This window comes from Pseudoduganella albidiflava, assembly GCF_004322755.1.
GTDB lineage: Bacteria > Pseudomonadota > Gammaproteobacteria > Burkholderiales > Burkholderiaceae_D > Rugamonas > Rugamonas albidiflava.
The window spans coordinates 4,601,312-4,617,095 of record NZ_CP036401.1 but is presented as its reverse complement, the minus strand read 5'-3'; the positions used below and the strand labels follow the sequence as shown (position 1 = coordinate 4,617,095).

Annotated in this window: 16 protein-coding genes; 13 read left to right on the top strand and 3 right to left on the bottom strand. The window is 60.4% G+C overall.

The window, feature by feature from the left end:
- Positions 1-64 precede the first annotated feature (64 nt).
- The 3 genes from EYF70_RS19040 to EYF70_RS19030 are packed head-to-tail and all read right to left on the bottom strand — an operon-like array spanning position 65 to position 2,591.
- On the bottom strand, positions 65-1,444 hold the full coding sequence (locus EYF70_RS19040) for a hypothetical protein (protein ID WP_131146819.1): 1,380 nt from the start codon (positions 1,442-1,444) through the stop codon (positions 65-67).
- A 2-nt stretch (positions 1,445-1,446) separates the two neighbouring features.
- Positions 1,447-1,716 carry a PAAR domain-containing protein gene (locus tag EYF70_RS19035; RefSeq protein WP_131146818.1) on the bottom strand — a complete coding sequence of 90 codons (270 nt, stop codon included), beginning with the start codon at positions 1,714-1,716 and terminating at the stop codon, positions 1,447-1,449.
- Between the two features lie 35 nt (positions 1,717-1,751).
- Positions 1,752-2,591 carry a M15 family metallopeptidase gene (locus EYF70_RS19030; RefSeq protein ID WP_131146817.1) on the bottom strand — a complete coding sequence of 280 codons (840 nt, stop codon included), beginning with the start codon at positions 2,589-2,591 and terminating at the stop codon, positions 1,752-1,754.
- 203 nt (positions 2,592-2,794) lie between these two features.
- Between EYF70_RS19030 and EYF70_RS19025 the strand changes: the two genes are divergently transcribed.
- From EYF70_RS19025 to EYF70_RS18965, 13 genes are all read left to right on the top strand, one after another.
- The gene (locus EYF70_RS19025) at positions 2,795-3,763 is read left to right on the top strand and encodes a hypothetical protein (RefSeq protein WP_131146816.1); all 969 of its coding nucleotides are present in this window, start codon (positions 2,795-2,797) and stop codon (positions 3,761-3,763) included.
- 2 nt (positions 3,764-3,765) lie between these two features.
- Positions 3,766-6,633, top strand: a complete 2,868-nt coding sequence (locus EYF70_RS19020; RefSeq protein WP_131146815.1) for a type VI secretion system Vgr family protein — start codon at positions 3,766-3,768, stop codon at positions 6,631-6,633.
- Between the two features lie 2 nt (positions 6,634-6,635).
- The gene (locus EYF70_RS19015; protein ID WP_131146814.1) at positions 6,636-7,508 is read left to right on the top strand and encodes a DUF4123 domain-containing protein; all 873 of its coding nucleotides are present in this window, start codon (positions 6,636-6,638) and stop codon (positions 7,506-7,508) included.
- Between the two features lie 14 nt (positions 7,509-7,522).
- Positions 7,523-7,984, top strand: coding sequence for a hypothetical protein (locus EYF70_RS19010; protein WP_131146813.1), 462 nt, complete (start codon positions 7,523-7,525; stop codon positions 7,982-7,984).
- On the top strand, positions 7,984-9,999 hold the full coding sequence (locus tag EYF70_RS19005; protein WP_131146812.1) for a T6SS phospholipase effector Tle1-like catalytic domain-containing protein: 2,016 nt from the start codon (positions 7,984-7,986) through the stop codon (positions 9,997-9,999). Before EYF70_RS19010 ends, EYF70_RS19005 begins: the two co-directional genes overlap by 1 nt.
- A gap of 176 nt (positions 10,000-10,175) precedes the next feature.
- Positions 10,176-10,373 (top strand): hypothetical protein, encoded by a 198-nt coding sequence (locus EYF70_RS19000; protein ID WP_131146811.1) that lies wholly within the window; start codon positions 10,176-10,178, stop codon positions 10,371-10,373.
- Positions 10,352-10,612, top strand: a complete 261-nt coding sequence (locus tag EYF70_RS18995) for a contractile injection system protein, VgrG/Pvc8 family (protein ID WP_165497739.1) — start codon at positions 10,352-10,354, stop codon at positions 10,610-10,612. Before EYF70_RS19000 ends, EYF70_RS18995 begins: the two co-directional genes overlap by 22 nt.
- 57 nt (positions 10,613-10,669) lie before the next feature.
- Positions 10,670-11,119 (top strand): XAC2610-related protein, encoded by a 450-nt coding sequence (locus EYF70_RS18990; protein WP_131146809.1) that lies wholly within the window; start codon positions 10,670-10,672, stop codon positions 11,117-11,119.
- Between the two features lie 198 nt (positions 11,120-11,317).
- Positions 11,318-12,007 carry a phage late control D family protein gene (locus EYF70_RS18985; RefSeq protein WP_131146808.1) on the top strand — a complete coding sequence of 230 codons (690 nt, stop codon included), beginning with the start codon at positions 11,318-11,320 and terminating at the stop codon, positions 12,005-12,007.
- 123 nt (positions 12,008-12,130) lie between these two features.
- The gene (locus tag EYF70_RS32010; protein WP_371861740.1) at positions 12,131-12,541 is read left to right on the top strand and encodes a DUF3304 domain-containing protein; all 411 of its coding nucleotides are present in this window, start codon (positions 12,131-12,133) and stop codon (positions 12,539-12,541) included.
- Positions 12,542-12,750: 209 nt separating this feature from the next.
- Positions 12,751-13,185, top strand: a complete 435-nt coding sequence (locus EYF70_RS18975) for a DUF3304 domain-containing protein (RefSeq protein ID WP_165497738.1) — start codon at positions 12,751-12,753, stop codon at positions 13,183-13,185.
- Positions 13,186-13,239: 54 nt separating this feature from the next.
- Entirely contained in the window at positions 13,240-13,935 is a 696-nt protein-coding gene (locus EYF70_RS18970) for a hypothetical protein (RefSeq protein WP_131146805.1), read from the top strand.
- 135 nt (positions 13,936-14,070) lie between these two features.
- The gene (locus EYF70_RS18965) at positions 14,071-15,624 is read left to right on the top strand and encodes a type VI secretion system Vgr family protein (RefSeq protein WP_307722059.1); all 1,554 of its coding nucleotides are present in this window, start codon (positions 14,071-14,073) and stop codon (positions 15,622-15,624) included.
- Positions 15,625-15,784: the final 160 nt, after the last annotated feature.

Genomic DNA, 15,784 nt, shown 5'->3' with positions numbered 1-15,784 from the left:
CTCGTCAGGGTTCAGCAAATGGGGCTCGGCAACCAAGCTGGGTGGGTCGGTCAGGCAGTGCCGGTCAGGCTGGCTGGACCGGCGGGCGAACCAGCACGGCACTGCGGTAATGCGGGTCTTCGTTGCTCACGCAAAGCACCGGCGCCTGCCGCTCCAGTGCCTGCTGGTGCGCCAGGGCCAGCGCGGTCACGAAGGGTACGGCACCGGCATGCCCGCAGGCGCTGCCGGTGGCCAGCACGTCGGTGCCGGCATCGAGCTGGGCCAGCTCCTGGTTGGCCAGCTCCATCAGTTCCATCAAGCGGCTGGTGCGGTGGCCGGTATCGGCCAGCAGCACCGCCACCTTGGCCGGTGCGATGGCGGCCTGCGTGCAGGCTTGCGTGCCCAGGCTGCGCAGCAGCGCGGCATCCGGCTTGCGCGCGACATCGGCCGAATCGTCGCGCCGGGCCGCCACCGTGTGCAGGTGGACCGGCTCGCTGTCGAACAGGGCGGCCTGGGTCGCGTCGGCCAGCAGCAGGCCGGCCGCGCCTTCGCCAGGGATCAGCCCCTGCTGCCGGTTCGCGCCGAACAGCCGGCCCTCGGCCGCCAGCGCGTTCACGCTGGCTTCGCCGATCTGCGAATCGCAGGACAGCAGCATGGCCAGGGTAGGCGTGCCGGCCGCCTGTGCCGTCAGCTGGATCAGCCAGTTCGACACCGCCGCGCCGGGCGCCGGCTGCGCCGCGATGCTCGTGCTGATCCGGCTTGCCGGCCAGCCGCTTTCGGCGACCACGTGGCCGATCCAGGCGCCGGCGGCGCTGCGCTGCGCTTCGTTCCAGGCGCCCGTGAGCGCGAGAAGAATCTGCAAGGTCGGCAGCGGTGATTTGGGGTCGATCTCTTCAGGCAGTGCGTGCGGATGTGCGCCGGCCCGGTGCGCCAGGTCGGCGGCCACGCCGGTGACCATGCCGAGGGCGCGCCAGTGTTCGTCGCCGAACTGCGGGTCGGGCAGGGCCTGCGCGCCGAGCCACAGGGCGATCGCCTCGCGCAACTCCGGGCCGGCCGGATCCTCGACCCGCACGCTCATGACCGGATAGCCATCGTCGTCCAGCAATTCGGGATCGAGGTCGCTGCGCGCAAGCTGGTCCACGATGGCCTTGGCCAGTTCTTCCGCCGCGGCGCCGTGGGGCGTGGACAGGGCGGTCGCCAGCAATGCCAGCGACGGCCCGGCCACGGGTGGTGCCGGCGTTGCCGCGTCGGCGGTGCCGGCGGCGGCTTCCGGTGCCGCCGGCTTGCGCAGGTGCCGCACCAGCAACAACGCCGCCAGCAGTGCCAGCGGCGCGGCGAGCAGCACGCCGGCCAGCTCGGTATTCGACGGCGAACGGCCGGTGCCCTGCCACCAGGCGATGGCGCCACCCCAGCACAGGCCGAACACGACCAGCGCCGCCAGGCCGCCTTTCATCCAGGTGCCCATCGTCAGACCTGGTCGATGGTGTTCTGCTGTCCCGCGATCAGCGACGCGCCGCAAGCGGTCCTGTCGCCGTGGCGCGCTACCGCCTTGCCATCCACGATGCAGGTCTGGTCGCCGCTGACGATTGGCGGCGTGCCATGGCCGGGAATAGGGCAGACCGTCAGGTCGCCAACGCGCGCGATGCCGATGCCGCCAGTGTCGCTTACGCCCGATGCCCCGATGACCACGCCGCCATGCGTGGTCTTGTCACCCAGTCTGATCACAGGTCCCGCCATGTTCTACTCTCCTGTTTCCTTGTTCATTATGTGCTTCAACGTTTCATCACGCCGGGCACGCGCAGCTCCGTATGCCCCAGGTCCATCATTTTCCAGCGCCCGCCCCAGGTCAGGCCCAGCGATTCCGCTACTTCACCATACAGCTGGTAGCCACGCATCGCCCACGGATCCTTTTCCGAAATGACGATGCGGCCATTGCGCACGAAGGCGCAGTCGGCGGCCAGCCCGTACTGGTGCCAGCTCTGGAAGGCCGCCGCATTGGTGACGCTCGAGCCCATCGCCGCCAGCGCATCCTGCCGCTGCGGGCTGCGATAGCCTTCCAGGATCGCCATCTCGTAGCCATGCTGCTCCTTCATGATGCGAAACACGTGCAGCAGGCGTTGCTGGTAGGCCGCATTGAGCAGCGCCCAGTCGCGGCTTGCCGAAGCAATCATCGGCCGTTCCTTCTGCACTTCCGCGCTGGCGAACGCCAATGGCGGCAGGGCAGGCGGCGGCACCAGCTGTTCGCCTTCGAGCAGCGTCGCCACCTGCGTGTTCACCTCGCGCGACGATTCCTCGAAACCGCTCAGCTGCGCATGCTCGCCACTGGTCAACGCGATCAGCGGCGGCACACCCAGCAGCAGGGCACCGCCCAGGCACAACATGTAGTGGCGCCGGATGAATGCCCCGGCCTCGCGCAGCGAGGCACCGGACGAATTCCCGATCGCATCCAGCCGCCGGCTCTCCCGTTGCGCGGCCGCCCGCCAGCCGCGCTTGAGCCGGTTCCCCGTACCGGCGAGCGCCTGGAGCACCAGTGCGCGGCCGGAGGGGAACAGCAGCAGCCAGCTGACCAGGCAAGCGAGCAGAAAATACAGGGTGACAGCGACGAACAGCACGTTAGGCCCGTTTTCTACAGGGTAGCCGATGGTGTTGAAAAAATGATTGCCCCGAAGTATAACTTAATCTAATGATAATCGGTCGCTTATAATATTGTGCGGAACAGGGGACTGCGCGCACGCGCGGTTCCTGCTTGCATATTTTGCGCCAGGGGTTATATAAATCGCGTAAAGTTATGCATAAAATAATAAGGGAGTGTATTTTGCCGCAAAACGAAGAACCCGGCCGCACCAGCCGGCCCAGCCTTCTCCCCGAGCAGGCGCAGCAGGCCCCTGCGGGCGAAGACCAGAGCATCCTGAGCAAGCTGGATGGCCGCGCGAGCCCGTCCGGCTCGACGCATGCCCGACGCAAACAGGGCCGCGTGGCCGCCGGCATCGCCGCCGTGGTCGTGCTGGGTGGTGGCGCGCTGGCGTGGGCCATGCAGCAGGACAGTGCCGGCAACGCCGTGCAGGTTGCCACCGCTCCCGCCGCGCCCGTGCAGAAAGCCGTCCCCGCACCGGTACCCGAGACGAGCTCCGGGGCCTCGGCCGACGAGCCTGTGCAGGAAGCCGCCCCCGAGCAGGCGCCCGTTGCGGCCGATTCCGACGTCAGCGCAGCGACGATCCTCGACGAGGTGCCCGGTGCCGCAGTGGCCGGTACCGCCGCGGGCGTGGCTGTCGCGGCGACCGCTCTGGCGGCGCGCGCGCCTGCCGGGGACAACGGCAAGGATGAGCTGACGGCATTGCTGGAGAAGCCCGCGGCCACCAAGGAAGACACGGCCAAAGTGACGGACAAGGACGATGCGACGAAAGCGGCCGACAAGAACAATGCGGTGAAAGTAGTCGACAAGGCCGCCGCCAGCCGGCAGGCTGCCGCGAAGAAGGTCGCCATCGCCAGGGCCGAGCGCAAGGCCAGGGCCAAGGCCGCCCGGGAAAAGAAAACCGCCATCGCCGCGACGAAGAAGAAAACGCCGGCAAAGACGAAGCCGAAAGTCGACACCGACGCGGCGCTGCTAGCCGCGCTGCTGGCCCATTCGAAAGCTTCGCCGGCGCCGCGCGCCGCCAAGCCTGCCACCGACAGCAAGCGCTGTGCACCGCAAACGGCGGCCAAGTGCCCGCCGCAGCCGTGCGAGAGCGCCGCCAAGCCACGAAACGACTGCAAAGGCCCTGCCGTGGCCGAGATATCGGGTTGACCATGGCGGGCGAACTGATCGATGAAGTGCGGGCCGCACTGGCCCAGTTTTCCAGCGTCACGCGGCTGTATGCGCTCGACGTGGGCGACGGTAACCTGGAGCTGGGCGCCGGCGGCCTGCTGGTCGAGGCCTTCGTGGCCGACGACCTGGTGCAGGGCGTGGGGGCGCGCGATGTGATCGCCGTCTCCACCAGCGCGTTCGTCGAGCTGCCTTCGCTGCTGGGCCAGCCGGCCAGCCTGCAGGTCAGCCTGGCGGACGGCACGCGCACCACCTTCGCGGGCGAGGTCAGCGAATTCGCCCAGCTGGGCAGCGAAGGCGGCCTGGCGCGCTACCGCGTGCGTATCTCCCACTGGATCTGGCGCCTGGCGCACGCGCGCAACAGCCGCGTGTGGCAAGACATGAGCGTGACGGACATCGTCGACGCGGTATTCGGCGATCACGGCGCGGCCGCGCGCTGGCGCTGGAGCGACGAAGTCATGCCGTTCATGGAGGCAGCGACACCACGCAGCTACTGCTGCCAGTACCGCGAGACCGACCTGGCCTTCGTCGAGCGCCTGCTGGCCGAGGAAGGCCTGGCCTGGCGCTTCGAGCAGGGAGAAGACGGTCCATCGATGGTACTATTCGCCGACAGCAGCAGTACGAGCGGCGTGCCGGACGATCCGTCCAGCGCGGGCATGGGCATACGCTTCCACGGCGCCCACTCGCGCGAGCAGAGCGACACCGTGCAGGCACTGGCCTCGATGCGCAGCGTGGGCCCGTCCAGCAGCACGACGCTGAGCTACGACTACAAGTCGAAGAAGGCCGTGGCGGCGACGTCGCCATCGTGGCTGTCGAACGGCGCCAAACTGCCGCCGCTCGAATCGTTCGACACCCCCGGCCAGTACGCGCACGCGGATAGCGGCCAGGCGCAACGCTGGGCCGACCTGCAGATGCAGGCGCGCGAGGCGCGCAGCCAGCTGTGGCGGGGCCGCTCGACAGTGCGCACGTTACGCGCCGGCACGAAATTGACCGTCACCGGCGCACCGCTGCAGCGCCTGGGCGAAGCGGCCGGCTACACGATCCTGCGCGTGGTCAGCGTGGGCGTGAACAACCTGCCGTCGAAGGCGACCGAAGCGCTGGCCGAACTGTTCGGCCCCATCCCCGAGCTGTTGCAGGAAATGGCGCGTGACCTGCCATCCGACTTCGACCTGGCCATCGCGCAGGCCCGCAAGGCCGGCTACGCCAACTGCTTCGAAGCGGTGGCCAGCGACGTGATCTGGCGCCCCGTACTGCCGGGCAGCGACGGCCGCGCGCATCCGAAGCCGACCGCGCACGGCGCGCAGACCGCGATCGTCGTCGGCGCCGATGGCGGCGAGGCGCTGTCCGGCTCCGACGAACTGTATTGCGACGCGCTGGGCCGCGTGCGCATCCGCTACCACTGGCAGGACAGCGGCGACGCCACCTGCTGGGTGCGCGTGGCGCAGCGATTGGCCGGCGGCGGGATCGGCAGCCAGTTCCTGCCGCGCATCGGCCAGGAAGTGGTCGTGCAGTTCATGGAAAACGACATCGACCGGCCGATCATCGTGGGCGCGGTCTACAACGGCCAAGGTGAAGGTGGCGTTGCGCCGACGCCCGGTGGCGAAGCTGCTACCAGTACCGATGGCGCCGCGCTGTTCAAGCCGGCAAATGATCACGGTATTTCCGCGCAGGGCAACCTGGCGGGCGGCAATGCTCCGGTATGGCATGGCGCCTCGGGCGATGACGCGGGTCACCGCAACGCCACGGCACAGTGGGGCGTGCGTACCAAGGAATTCGGCGGCGCGGGCTACAACCAACTGGTGTTCGATGACACGGATTCCCAGGGGCGGGTGCAGTTGCGCACCACCTCCGCCGCCACCGAACTTAACTTGGGCCACCTGATCCACACCGCCGACAACTATCGTGGCTCGCTGCGCGGCCATGGTGCCGAGCTGCGCACCGATGCGTATGGCGCCGTGCGCGGTGGCGCTGGCTTGCTGGTGTCGAGCTACAAGCTTGCTCATGGCGCGGCGGCCCGTGATCCCGTAGGCGACAACGCAGCGGGTATCGCGCTGATGAAGCAGGCGGTCAAGCTGGGCGAGACGTTCAGTAAGGCGGCTGTAACGCATGAGACGGTGGGGCTGGCTTCTCATCTTGGGGCTGCGAAGGCTTCGTCCAGTGTGGTCGATGAGAAGGCTGCACCGCTGGCTGCTCTACTTACTGCGGTGTCAGGAATGGTTGCTACTGATGGTCTTGATGCCGCGCAGGGGGATGCCGCTTCCAGGAATATCAGTCCTGGCGATGGCAAGGTGCCGCATGCCACGGATGCTGTCATTGCCATTTCTGCCAAGGCTGGGTTGGCTGTCGTTGCCGGGCAGGCCATGCAATTGTCGAATGGCGAGACCGTCAACCTGATGAGTGGGCAGGATTCGCAGTTCGTGACGGGTGGGCAGATGCGCGTGCAGACCGGGCAGGCCATCGGCATGTTGGCTGGCGCTGTCAAGCCGGGTGCGGAAGGTGCCGGGCTGAAGGTGATTGCTGCCAAGGATGCGATTGATGTGCAGGCGCAGGCGGATGTTTTAAAGGTGCAGGCGCGGGATGAGGTGAATATTGCCAGTGCCAATGCTCATATTGACTGGGCGGCGGCCAAGAAGATCAGTTTGTCGACAGCGGATGGTGCCAATATCACCATTGACGGTGGGAACATTACCGTGCAGTGCCCCGGAAAGATCATGGTGCATGCGGCGAAGAAGAGTTTTATAGCGCCCGAAGATCGACCGTACAAGTTGCCGATCCTGCCTCAGTCCGTTTGTGTGGAGTGTCTGGCCAAGCGAGCCGCTCAGCGCACAGCGTTTATCAATAAAGGTGCGTGAAGATGCAGAAGCAGTACCCGGTTGAGTACTTCCAAAGTATTGCAGTCTCGAATCCTGAACTTCACTGGTTTGCAATAGCGGACAGTGCGCAGGACATAACTTTGCCCGAGGCGCTTAAACGGCCAAGTCGTTCTCTTTTTGATGCGGAACCGGGAAGTCCGCTGGCTAAGAAGTCGCCCCACCTGGTCGAGCTGAGTTCGCCAGTTGAGGGTGGACCGTGCTGGCGCTGGATCTCGCGGTATGACGGTGTTACACCGAGCATTACGATCCTTGCCAGTAAACTTTCGTTCAGTCCGTTATTTTCAAGACTGAAGGAGTGTGCCGAGGTGATATTGCCAGATGGCGAAACAATGTTCTTTGCATTTTGGGATCCGGCCGTACTAGGGACCCTCGTTGGGCAGGAGGATGACTTTACTCTGCATGTGCCTGGACCGGTACTGACCTTGGGTCAACAAGCGAACCTCTCCGAAATAATTACGACGTGGTGGTATTGGGATCGAGCAGGAATCTTCCATACCATAGCGCTTCCTCGGCAGTTACCGGAAGCGGCGCGTGCGCCGTTTCATCTTGATCAAGCGCAAGTGGATTCGCTGGTCGAGGCCAGCTTGCCCGATCATCTTCTGTATTTCGTTAGGCTCAATCAGCCGCACTTACTGGACGCTATTCCGGAGTTACAACAATATCGGATTGTTTGTGCCGCACTACAGTCGGCACGTTCGATTGGCCTGGAGCAGATGCGTGATCTGGTGAATTATGTTTGCTTGATGCTTTTCTACAAAGATGAGATGTTGCAAGACCAAGTCATCCTGGTTCTGCTCGACAGGGTGCGTAATAAAGAAATTAGCTTCGACGAAGCAATGCAGCTGTTTCCTTGAGTATGGGAGCTTGAATGAATGCAATGTCCGGAGCTGCCCTTCGTCGCGCAGCTATCATCACTGTCACTCTTTTGTCTTTTACACTATCCGCTTGTGGGGCACCAAAAATGACCGTCAATCTCGACCTCGTATATTTCAACTATCTTGATCGACCGATTTTCAACGCATTCATTGACGGAAAGGGCGGAGATAGTTCGGACCCGTATCCCGCGACCGGGGGCAGTACGATAACTGGTGTGACGTTGAATATGGGCGTGCAACAGGTTTCTTGGGTGTTGGGCGGTCCTAAGGGAGCGGCCCGCAACGGTGAAAAAGTCTTTGCCAGGAACTCGCCGTCTTTGTTCGAAGTGCCGACCGGCGCGCGATATCTTGGAATTCACATTTATCCAGATGAAACCGTCGAGTTGATTCCCACTCGCCAATATCCGCGCGCCACGGAAAAAGGCATTGCTTCCGCTAGGTCCGGAGATCGTTGATGACTACTGAAGGACCCCGTTCGATCGCTGCCGCAAACCGCGATGTAAACGACGAATCGCCTGGCCCATTTCAAGACTGCAGAGATGTAGTTCATATCGCCGTGTTCTTTGATGGAACTGGTAACAACCGGACGGCAGATGACGCTACTTCGAGTTGGAGTAATGTAGGCAGGATCTTTGACGCGGCCATTTCAGACCCCTCCAAGGCGATCTACCGTATTTATGTGTCCGGTGTGGGCACGAAGTTCAATGGCGATTCCCCCGGCTGGCTCGCGTCAGCAGGTGCAATGATCGAGGATAAGCTTGGCGGGCTTGGCTTTGGTGCTGGCGGCGACAGGCGAATGGAGTTCGGCGATGCGCAAGTCAATGACCGCCTTCGCGATGCACTCATTCTGAATGCTGAAAAGCAGGGAGGGGAGCTAGCTAAATATGCGAAGGACGCTAGTGAAAAAAGCTTTGACGAGGTAAATCGCACTCTGGGGCGCCATCGCTTGATAAAAATCATCAACATTTCTGTTTTTGGTTTTTCTCGTGGTGCCGCGCTGGCCAGGGCATTCGCAAACCGTATTGTCAAGAGCTGCACCCTCGATGGGAATGATCTGATCTATGCCGGGTATCCGATTCGAATGAATTTCCTGGGTATTTTTGACACGGTAGCTTCGTTCGGTGTTCCATCGCAGAACGCCCGCACACCGTTCACCGAACGTGAGCTCATTGTCTCGCCCCTTATCCAGCGTTGCGTACACTACGTTGCCGCACATGAGGTTCGATTTGCTTTCCCGGTGGATCTGATCCGAAAGGATGGGAAATTGGCTGGGGACTGGCTTGAAAAGGTCTATCCCGGCGTGCACTCGGACGTTGGCGGCGGCTATGGGCCTCAAGATCAGGGTATCGATAACAATTATTCCCGCATTCCAATGCGAGACATGATGGGTGAAGCCATCCTCGGCGGAGTACGCGTACGTGCTTACGGAGAGATCGCGCGGGTCAACGAGCCCTTGTTTGCCGAACGATTCGAATGCCGGGAAGAAACGGAAGCGAGCTACAGGAATTACATGACCGCCTTTGGTTCCCCCGCCGGCGACATCGAAGGCCACATCAAGCAACACATGAGACTTCTCTACACTGCCTACGGCACCATGCATCGGCTGGGAATGGAAACCGCGGGACAACGGCGGCTCAAAGAAGACAAATACAAATATATTGGGCCGAAAGGGATGGCCTGGGAGGTCACCAAATATCGCGCAGCTGCAAACGCAGGAAAAACAGTGCGTATCGGTGGAGCGGCTGTGAACAGTTATGCCCAGTTCGTCAAGCCCCAGGACTGGCAGCTTGAATGCTGGGATACAAAAGCACCTGACGGCGTTCTAAACTTTGTGGCCAGATATGTTCATGATTCAAAAGTCGATTTCATTGCAAACCTAGGCGATCCGTTTAGTTATTTCAAGGCTCGAGGTGTTCAAGAATCGACCATTAGCGTCTGGGCGGAAGCGGGCAGTTGGATCCGAAGCACCGCCGCAAGTATTGCTGACAGTATCGGCGGTGCAGTGGGCCGTGGTAAATCGGCGGTATCAGACGCGATCGACAAGTCGACCGATACAGCAAGGCAGAGTGCAGAAGCGATCGCGCAAGCCGCGCGCGAGAAAGCCGCGGCAGCGCGGCAGCGTGCACTTGAGGCCGCAGAGGCCGCACGGCAGGAAGTGGAGCGCGCTGAGCAATTCGGAGCTGAAGTGATCGATGAAGCGGCTCAAACCGCACGTGCTGCGGCGAATGCCGCACTGCAGCGTGCGGACCAGGCTGCGCTTTATGCCGAAACACTCGCCCGCGAAGCGGACGAAGCTGCTGAATCCCTGATTGATGGTGCAAAGCAAGGTGCGAACGCGGCTGCTAGAAAGACAGGCAAGGTACTGGACGAAACGCTGGATAGCGGCGAAAGACTCATCGATTCTGGAATTTCCTGGATCAAGAACGTTGTACCTAGCTCGACTGACAACGAGAAAGCGCGACGCCCATAACTTACATAATCGCGAGCAAGTGCGCTGCCTCACAAAGTACCAATGTCAAGTTGGCAAAACGTAAAAGTTGGGCCTGGGCGGACTAGTGGCCGAGATAGGCACGCTCTTTCTCTTCGGGCAGGCCGGGTATGGCCCGTCTATAGTGCTGTTCGCCGACCGCAGGAGGACCAGCGGCAATGCCGGACGATCCACCCTACGCAGCCATGGGCGTGCGCTTTAATGGCACCCACTCCCGCGACGAGAGCGACACCGTGCAGGTCCTGGCCTCTATGCGCAGCGTGGGCCAGTCCAGCAGCACGACGCTGAGCTACGTCTACAAGTCGAAAAAGGCCGTAACGGCCACTTCGCTATTGTGGCTGTCGAACGGCGCCTAGTTACCGCCGCTCAAGTCGTTCGACACACGGGCCAGTACGCGCACGCCGAAGGTGACCAGGCGCAATGCTGGGCCGACCTGCAGATGCAGGCGCGCGAGGCGCGCAGCCAGCTGTGGCGCGGCCGCTCGACAGTGCGCACGCTGCGCGCCGGCACGAAATTGACCGTCACCGGCGCACCGCTGCAGCGCCTGGGCGAAGCGGCCGGCTACACGATCCTGCGCGTGGCCAGCGTGGCGTGAACAACCTGCCATCGGAAACCGCCGATTATCATAAACTTCTCGCGTCATTAAGTTCGCATGACTATCCTTAAAATTCTTATCGTCACTGTCTTCGGATTAGCGCTTGGTCAGGCGAAAAGCGCTGATTCAACTGTTTTCTCACCCACGAGGAGCGTTTCAGTCAGTATTGCTATCGAAGGACCGAGGGTAGACTACGAAATAAGGAGGGCGGGTAGTGTTGTCTCCCATGAGTATGTTACGCAGACTGAAAATCCGCTAAAGCTGGTGTTGGCTGATTATAATTTTGATGGCTATAAGGACTTTTCCGTATTTCACATAGATGACGGCATGGGAACTTATACTGTTCACTATATCTTCGTATATTCTCCGAAAGCCAATACGTTCGTTGAGTTAATCCCTAAATGTGGCCATATGTTTGCCAACTTAGTGCGTAATAAGAAGGGGCATACCCTTTCGCATATGTATTACGTCGATAATGTTCCGACGACTTGCACGAGAAAATATTAGTCACACATAGCTCCTAGTAGGATAAGGACGGTTTGGCGGTGTACTGTTCCCCAGCAGCACTACGGGTCTGACCAAGGCTCTGGCGGTACGCACAGTTCGCTAATTACTGCTCAGACGTAGACCTGACCCGAAGGCAATGGTTTTTACTTGCGAAAAATATTATTTCGGTGCAGGAAGTGCAAAGCGTAGAGCGGTAATATCAAGAGGATATGGATACGATACTGCACTCGGAGCTGTTTAGCTAAAACGGCGACACCGCGCAGCTACTGCTGCCAGTACCGCGAGACCGACCTGGCCTTCGTCGAGCGCCTGCTGGCCGAGGCAGGCCTGGCCTGGCGCTTCGAGCAGGGCGAGGATGGCCCGTCGATGGTGCTGTTCGCCGACAGCAGCAGCACGAGCGGCGTGCCGGACGATCCGTCCAGCGCGGGCATGGGCATACGCTTCCACGGCGCCCACTCGCGCGAGCAGAGCGACACCGTGCAGGCACCGGCCTCGATGCGCAGCGTGGGCCCGTCCAGCAGCACGACGCTGAGCTACGACTACAAGTCGAAGAAGGCGGTGGCGGCCACGTCGCCATCGTGGCTGTCGAACGGCACCAAGCTGCCGCCGCTCGAATCCTTCGACACCCCGGGCCAGTATGCGCACGCCGATGGCGGCCAGGCGCAACGCTGGGCCGACCTGCAGATGCAGGCGCGCGAGGCACGCAGCCAGCTATGGCGCGGCCGATCGACAGTGGGCACGCTGCGCGCCGGCACGCGCCTGACCGTCACCGGCGCACCACTGCAGCGCCTGGGCGAAGCGGCCGGCTACACGATCCTGCGCGTGGTCAGCGTGGGCGTGAACAACCTGCTACCTTGCCCGATTTTCAGAGACTTTTGGGAAACGTAAGGGAGGGTGAGACTACTCATCCGAAATTGATGCCTTGCCACACACATTCTGGCAGGATGCTCCTGGTTGAACTTTTAAGAAACTATATCGAAGGTAGCGTTTGTGAAATTTTTTTTCATATCTATGATGGCACATTGTCTTAGCGCTTGTGCAATCGCAGAGTCGGCGCAGTTGAATACTTACAATGCGAGCATTGGTATTGTAAATCACACGAATAGATACATTTATGCTACGCGCGTTGGATCAGACGCAGGTGGGCACGCTGCACGCTATAGCGCGGGGATTGCAAATATGTGCTGTGTAACATTACCCTTGCAATGGCACTCGGGACTGAGCTTAATGGTGCAATGGGACATGCCTGAAGGTACTAGGCATATTTGGAAGAAAAAAGAAGTAATAGTGGAAAAATATGGAAAACCCGGTAGTGTATATTTACATTTTTTTCCCAATGACGAGGTCCGCATTGTCGTAACTGATTGGGTCGGAGGCTCATTGAAGCATCCGATTCAGCCTCCAGATGAGCCATCGAACTAACCCTAATCCCTTAATGCTATGATCGAAGCAACTCCGCAGGACGTTCCATTTCCCGTGCTTCGGTCACGATTCCAAACTTTACCAGAATTTCAAAAGCTGCTTCGTAATGTGAGGGCAGGGGCGGAGTATGGGGCCCAAATTGAGAATGTAACTGACGAATTTTGGGACAAAGCGAGCCTCTAATATTATTAAATTAGATGAAAGCTAATATGAAATATCTCACAGTCTTAGGTGGGGCCATGATTTTAAGTGCGTGTGCGGCCGCTAAGCAGGATCAAGCCGAGATGTATGGCGCAAGTATTGGAATTGTAAATCATACAGACAAGTACATCTATGCGACACAAGTTGGAAATAATGGCGGTGGACACGCCGGCCGTTACAGAGCAGGCGTTGGAAGTGTTTGTTGCGTGATGTTGCCAGTAACATGGCATGCCGGTTTGCGATTCAATGTGCACTGGGATGTGCCGGAGGGTACCAAGCATATCTGGAAGGAGAAGTTGGTTGATGTAGAGAGGTATGATGAGCCAGGTAGTCTCTATTTACACATCTTCCCCAATGATGAAGTCCGTATCGTCGTAACTAAATGGGCAGGTGGCTCGCAGAAACATCCTATTCAGCCGCCTGTAAAAACACCAGTTCAATGATTCTTACACTAAGTCTATGATCGAACCTACCGCTAGTAAAAACCCCTATCCTTTATGAAAGTGATTCGTTTCTTTATCGCCATGTGCTTGGGCGTAGTGTCACAGCATTCAACGGCTCTTGACAATGCAGCTCCTCCCTCAGTCAAGTTCGTCTTAGGTAAAGCAAAAAACCTAGGTGTAAGCCGCCCGACATCAAGTGTATCCGTTGAAACTCTTAAAATTATCACCATTGAAGGTTTGCAGCCTAAGATTATTGATAGGATTAATGCACACCTCTTGGAAAAAGAGAAAAATATGCCACGCGAGGTGAAGCTCTGTGGTTCTTATGCCGAAGGTCATCCTTGGGGTTTTCACCTTAAGTTTAAAAGAATTTTGGTTTCAGAGGATTATATAAGCATTGTTTTCGAAAGGTCTACTGTTTGCGCTGGCTCTCCTGATATCGAGAAGGTTCCCATGGTATTTTCAAGGTTAAACGGCGCATTAATTCCGGCGGAGAGTTTGATAAAGAGGTTTGTGTCTGCTGCGGTTACCAAGGCTAGTTATGAAGGTAAGGTAGAGCTTGACGAGGAATCGATAGAGCAAATGATCGCCGACAGTGAGGCGGAAGGCATCAGCAGTAACGAGGATTGTGAGTTTTATCTGAAGAATACGCCTTATTCGGTTTGGGTTGACGGTAAGAGATTAGTGCTTTCTCCCGAATTTACTCAAACCAATTCCAATTGTATGAAAGAGTATATAATTAAAAGGTGAATAATCGGAATTCTGCGCTGTGGTCTACTTATCACCGACGCAAACTTCGGCGCGTCAGTCATGTTGCGGTATGCTGGGAAGACGATTCACGCAAAATTAGCCGTTGAAAGATAATCGCCTGACCTGGTGCAGGGCGTGGGCGCGCGATGTAATCGCCGTTTCCACCAGCGCGTTTGTCGAGCTGCCTTCGCTGCTGGCCAGCCGGCCAGCCTGCAGGTCAGCCTGGCCGACGGCACGCGCGCCAGCTTCCCCCGCGAGATCAGCGAGTTCGCGCAGCTGGGCAGCGAAGGCGGCCTGGCGCGCTACCGCGTGCGTATCTCCCACTGGATCTGGCGCCTGGCGCACGCGCGCAACAGCCGCGTGTGGCAAGACATGAGCATGACGGACATCGTCGACGCGGTATTCGGCGATCACGGCGCGGCCGCGCGCTGGCGCTGGAGCGACGAAGTCATGCCGTTCATGGAGGCAGCGACACCACGCAGCTACTGCTGCCAGTACCGCGAGACCGACCTGGCCTTCGTCGAGCGCCTGCTGGCCGAGGAAGGCCTGGCCTGGCGCTTCGAGCAGGGAGAAGACGGTCCATCGATGGTACTATTCGCCGACAGCAGCAGTACGAGCGGCGTGCCGGACGATCCGTCCAGCGCGGGCATGGGCATACGCTTCCACGGCGCCCACTCGCGCGAGCAGAGCGACACCGTGCAGGCACTGGCCTCGATGCGCAGCGTGGGCCCGTCCAGCAGCACGACGCTGAGCTACGACTACAAGTCGAAGAAGGCCGTGGCGGCGACGTCGCCATCGTGGCTGTCGAACGGCGCCAAACTGCCGCCGCTCGAATCGTTCGACACCCCCGGCCAGTACGCGCACGCGGATAGCGGCCAGGCGCAACGCTGGGCCGACCTGCAGATGCAGGCGCGCGAGGCGCGCAGCCAGCTGTGGCGGGGCCGCTCGACAGTGCGCACGTTACGCGCCGGCACGAAATTGACCGTCACCGGCGCACCGCTGCAGCGCCTGGGCGAAGCGGCCGGCTACACGATCCTGCGCGTGGTCAGCGTGGGCGTGAACAACCTGCCGTCGAAGGCGACCGAAGCGCTGGCCGAACTGTTCGGCCCCATCCCCGAGCTGTTGCAGGAAATGGCGCGTGACCTGCCATCCGACTTCGACCTGGCCATCGCGCAGGCCCGCAAGGCCGGCTACGCCAACTGCTTCGAAGCGGTGGCCAGCGACGTGATCTGGCGCCCCGTACTGCCGGGCAGCGACGGCCGCGCGCATCCGAAGCCGACCGCGCACGGCGCGCAGACCGCGATCGTCGTCGGCGCCGATGGCGGCGAGGCGCTGTCCGGCTCCGACGAACTGTATTGCGACGCGCTGGGCCGCGTGCGCATCCGCTACCACTGGCAGGATAGCGGCGACGCCACCTGCTGGGTGCGCGTGGCGCAGCGATTGGCCGGCGGCGGGATCGGCAGCCAGTTCCTGCCGCGCATCGGCCAGGAAGTGGTCGTGCAGTTCATGGAAAACGACATCGACCGGCCGATCATCGTGGGCGCGGTGTACAACGGCCAGGGCGAGGGCGGCGTTGCGCTGACACCGGGCGGCGAAGCGGTTACCAGTACTGATGGCGCCGCGCTGTTCAAGCCGGCGATCGACCACGGTATTTCCGCGCAGGGCAACCTGGCGTTTGATGCATACTAGCGGCTTTAGAAAATTTCCAAAACTGGTAGCTAAGACTAATGTCAAAGATTATTCTGGCGGATGCGATGAGTTCGCTGATATTACTAATGGTTGCACGAAGGGTCCAGTGACGAGGCGAAAATCGGAAATGCAGATGTTAAGGCACAGCGTATATGATTCG

Excerpts from the sequence above, each read along its gene's own strand:
- EYF70_RS19040 (WP_131146819.1), bottom strand. The coding sequence starts at position 1,444 with ATGGGCACCTGGATGAAAGGCGGCCTGGCGGCGCTGGTCGTGTTCGGC.
- EYF70_RS19035 (WP_131146818.1), bottom strand. The coding sequence starts at position 1,716 with ATGGCGGGACCTGTGATCAGACTGGGTGACAAGACCACGCATGGCGGC.
- EYF70_RS19020 (WP_131146815.1), top strand. The coding sequence starts at position 3,766 with ATGGCGGGCGAACTGATCGATGAAGTGCGGGCCGCACTGGCCCAGTTT.
- EYF70_RS19015 (WP_131146814.1), top strand. The coding sequence starts at position 6,636 with ATGCAGAAGCAGTACCCGGTTGAGTACTTCCAAAGTATTGCAGTCTCG.
- EYF70_RS19010 (WP_131146813.1), top strand. The coding sequence starts at position 7,523 with ATGAATGCAATGTCCGGAGCTGCCCTTCGTCGCGCAGCTATCATCACT.
- EYF70_RS19005 (WP_131146812.1), top strand. The coding sequence starts at position 7,984 with ATGACTACTGAAGGACCCCGTTCGATCGCTGCCGCAAACCGCGATGTA.
- EYF70_RS19000 (WP_131146811.1), top strand. The coding sequence starts at position 10,176 with ATGCCGGACGATCCACCCTACGCAGCCATGGGCGTGCGCTTTAATGGC.
- EYF70_RS18990 (WP_131146809.1), top strand. The coding sequence starts at position 10,670 with ATGACTATCCTTAAAATTCTTATCGTCACTGTCTTCGGATTAGCGCTT.
- EYF70_RS32010 (WP_371861740.1), top strand. The coding sequence starts at position 12,131 with ATGATGGCACATTGTCTTAGCGCTTGTGCAATCGCAGAGTCGGCGCAG.
- EYF70_RS18975 (WP_165497738.1), top strand. The coding sequence starts at position 12,751 with ATGAAATATCTCACAGTCTTAGGTGGGGCCATGATTTTAAGTGCGTGT.
- EYF70_RS18970 (WP_131146805.1), top strand. The coding sequence starts at position 13,240 with ATGAAAGTGATTCGTTTCTTTATCGCCATGTGCTTGGGCGTAGTGTCA.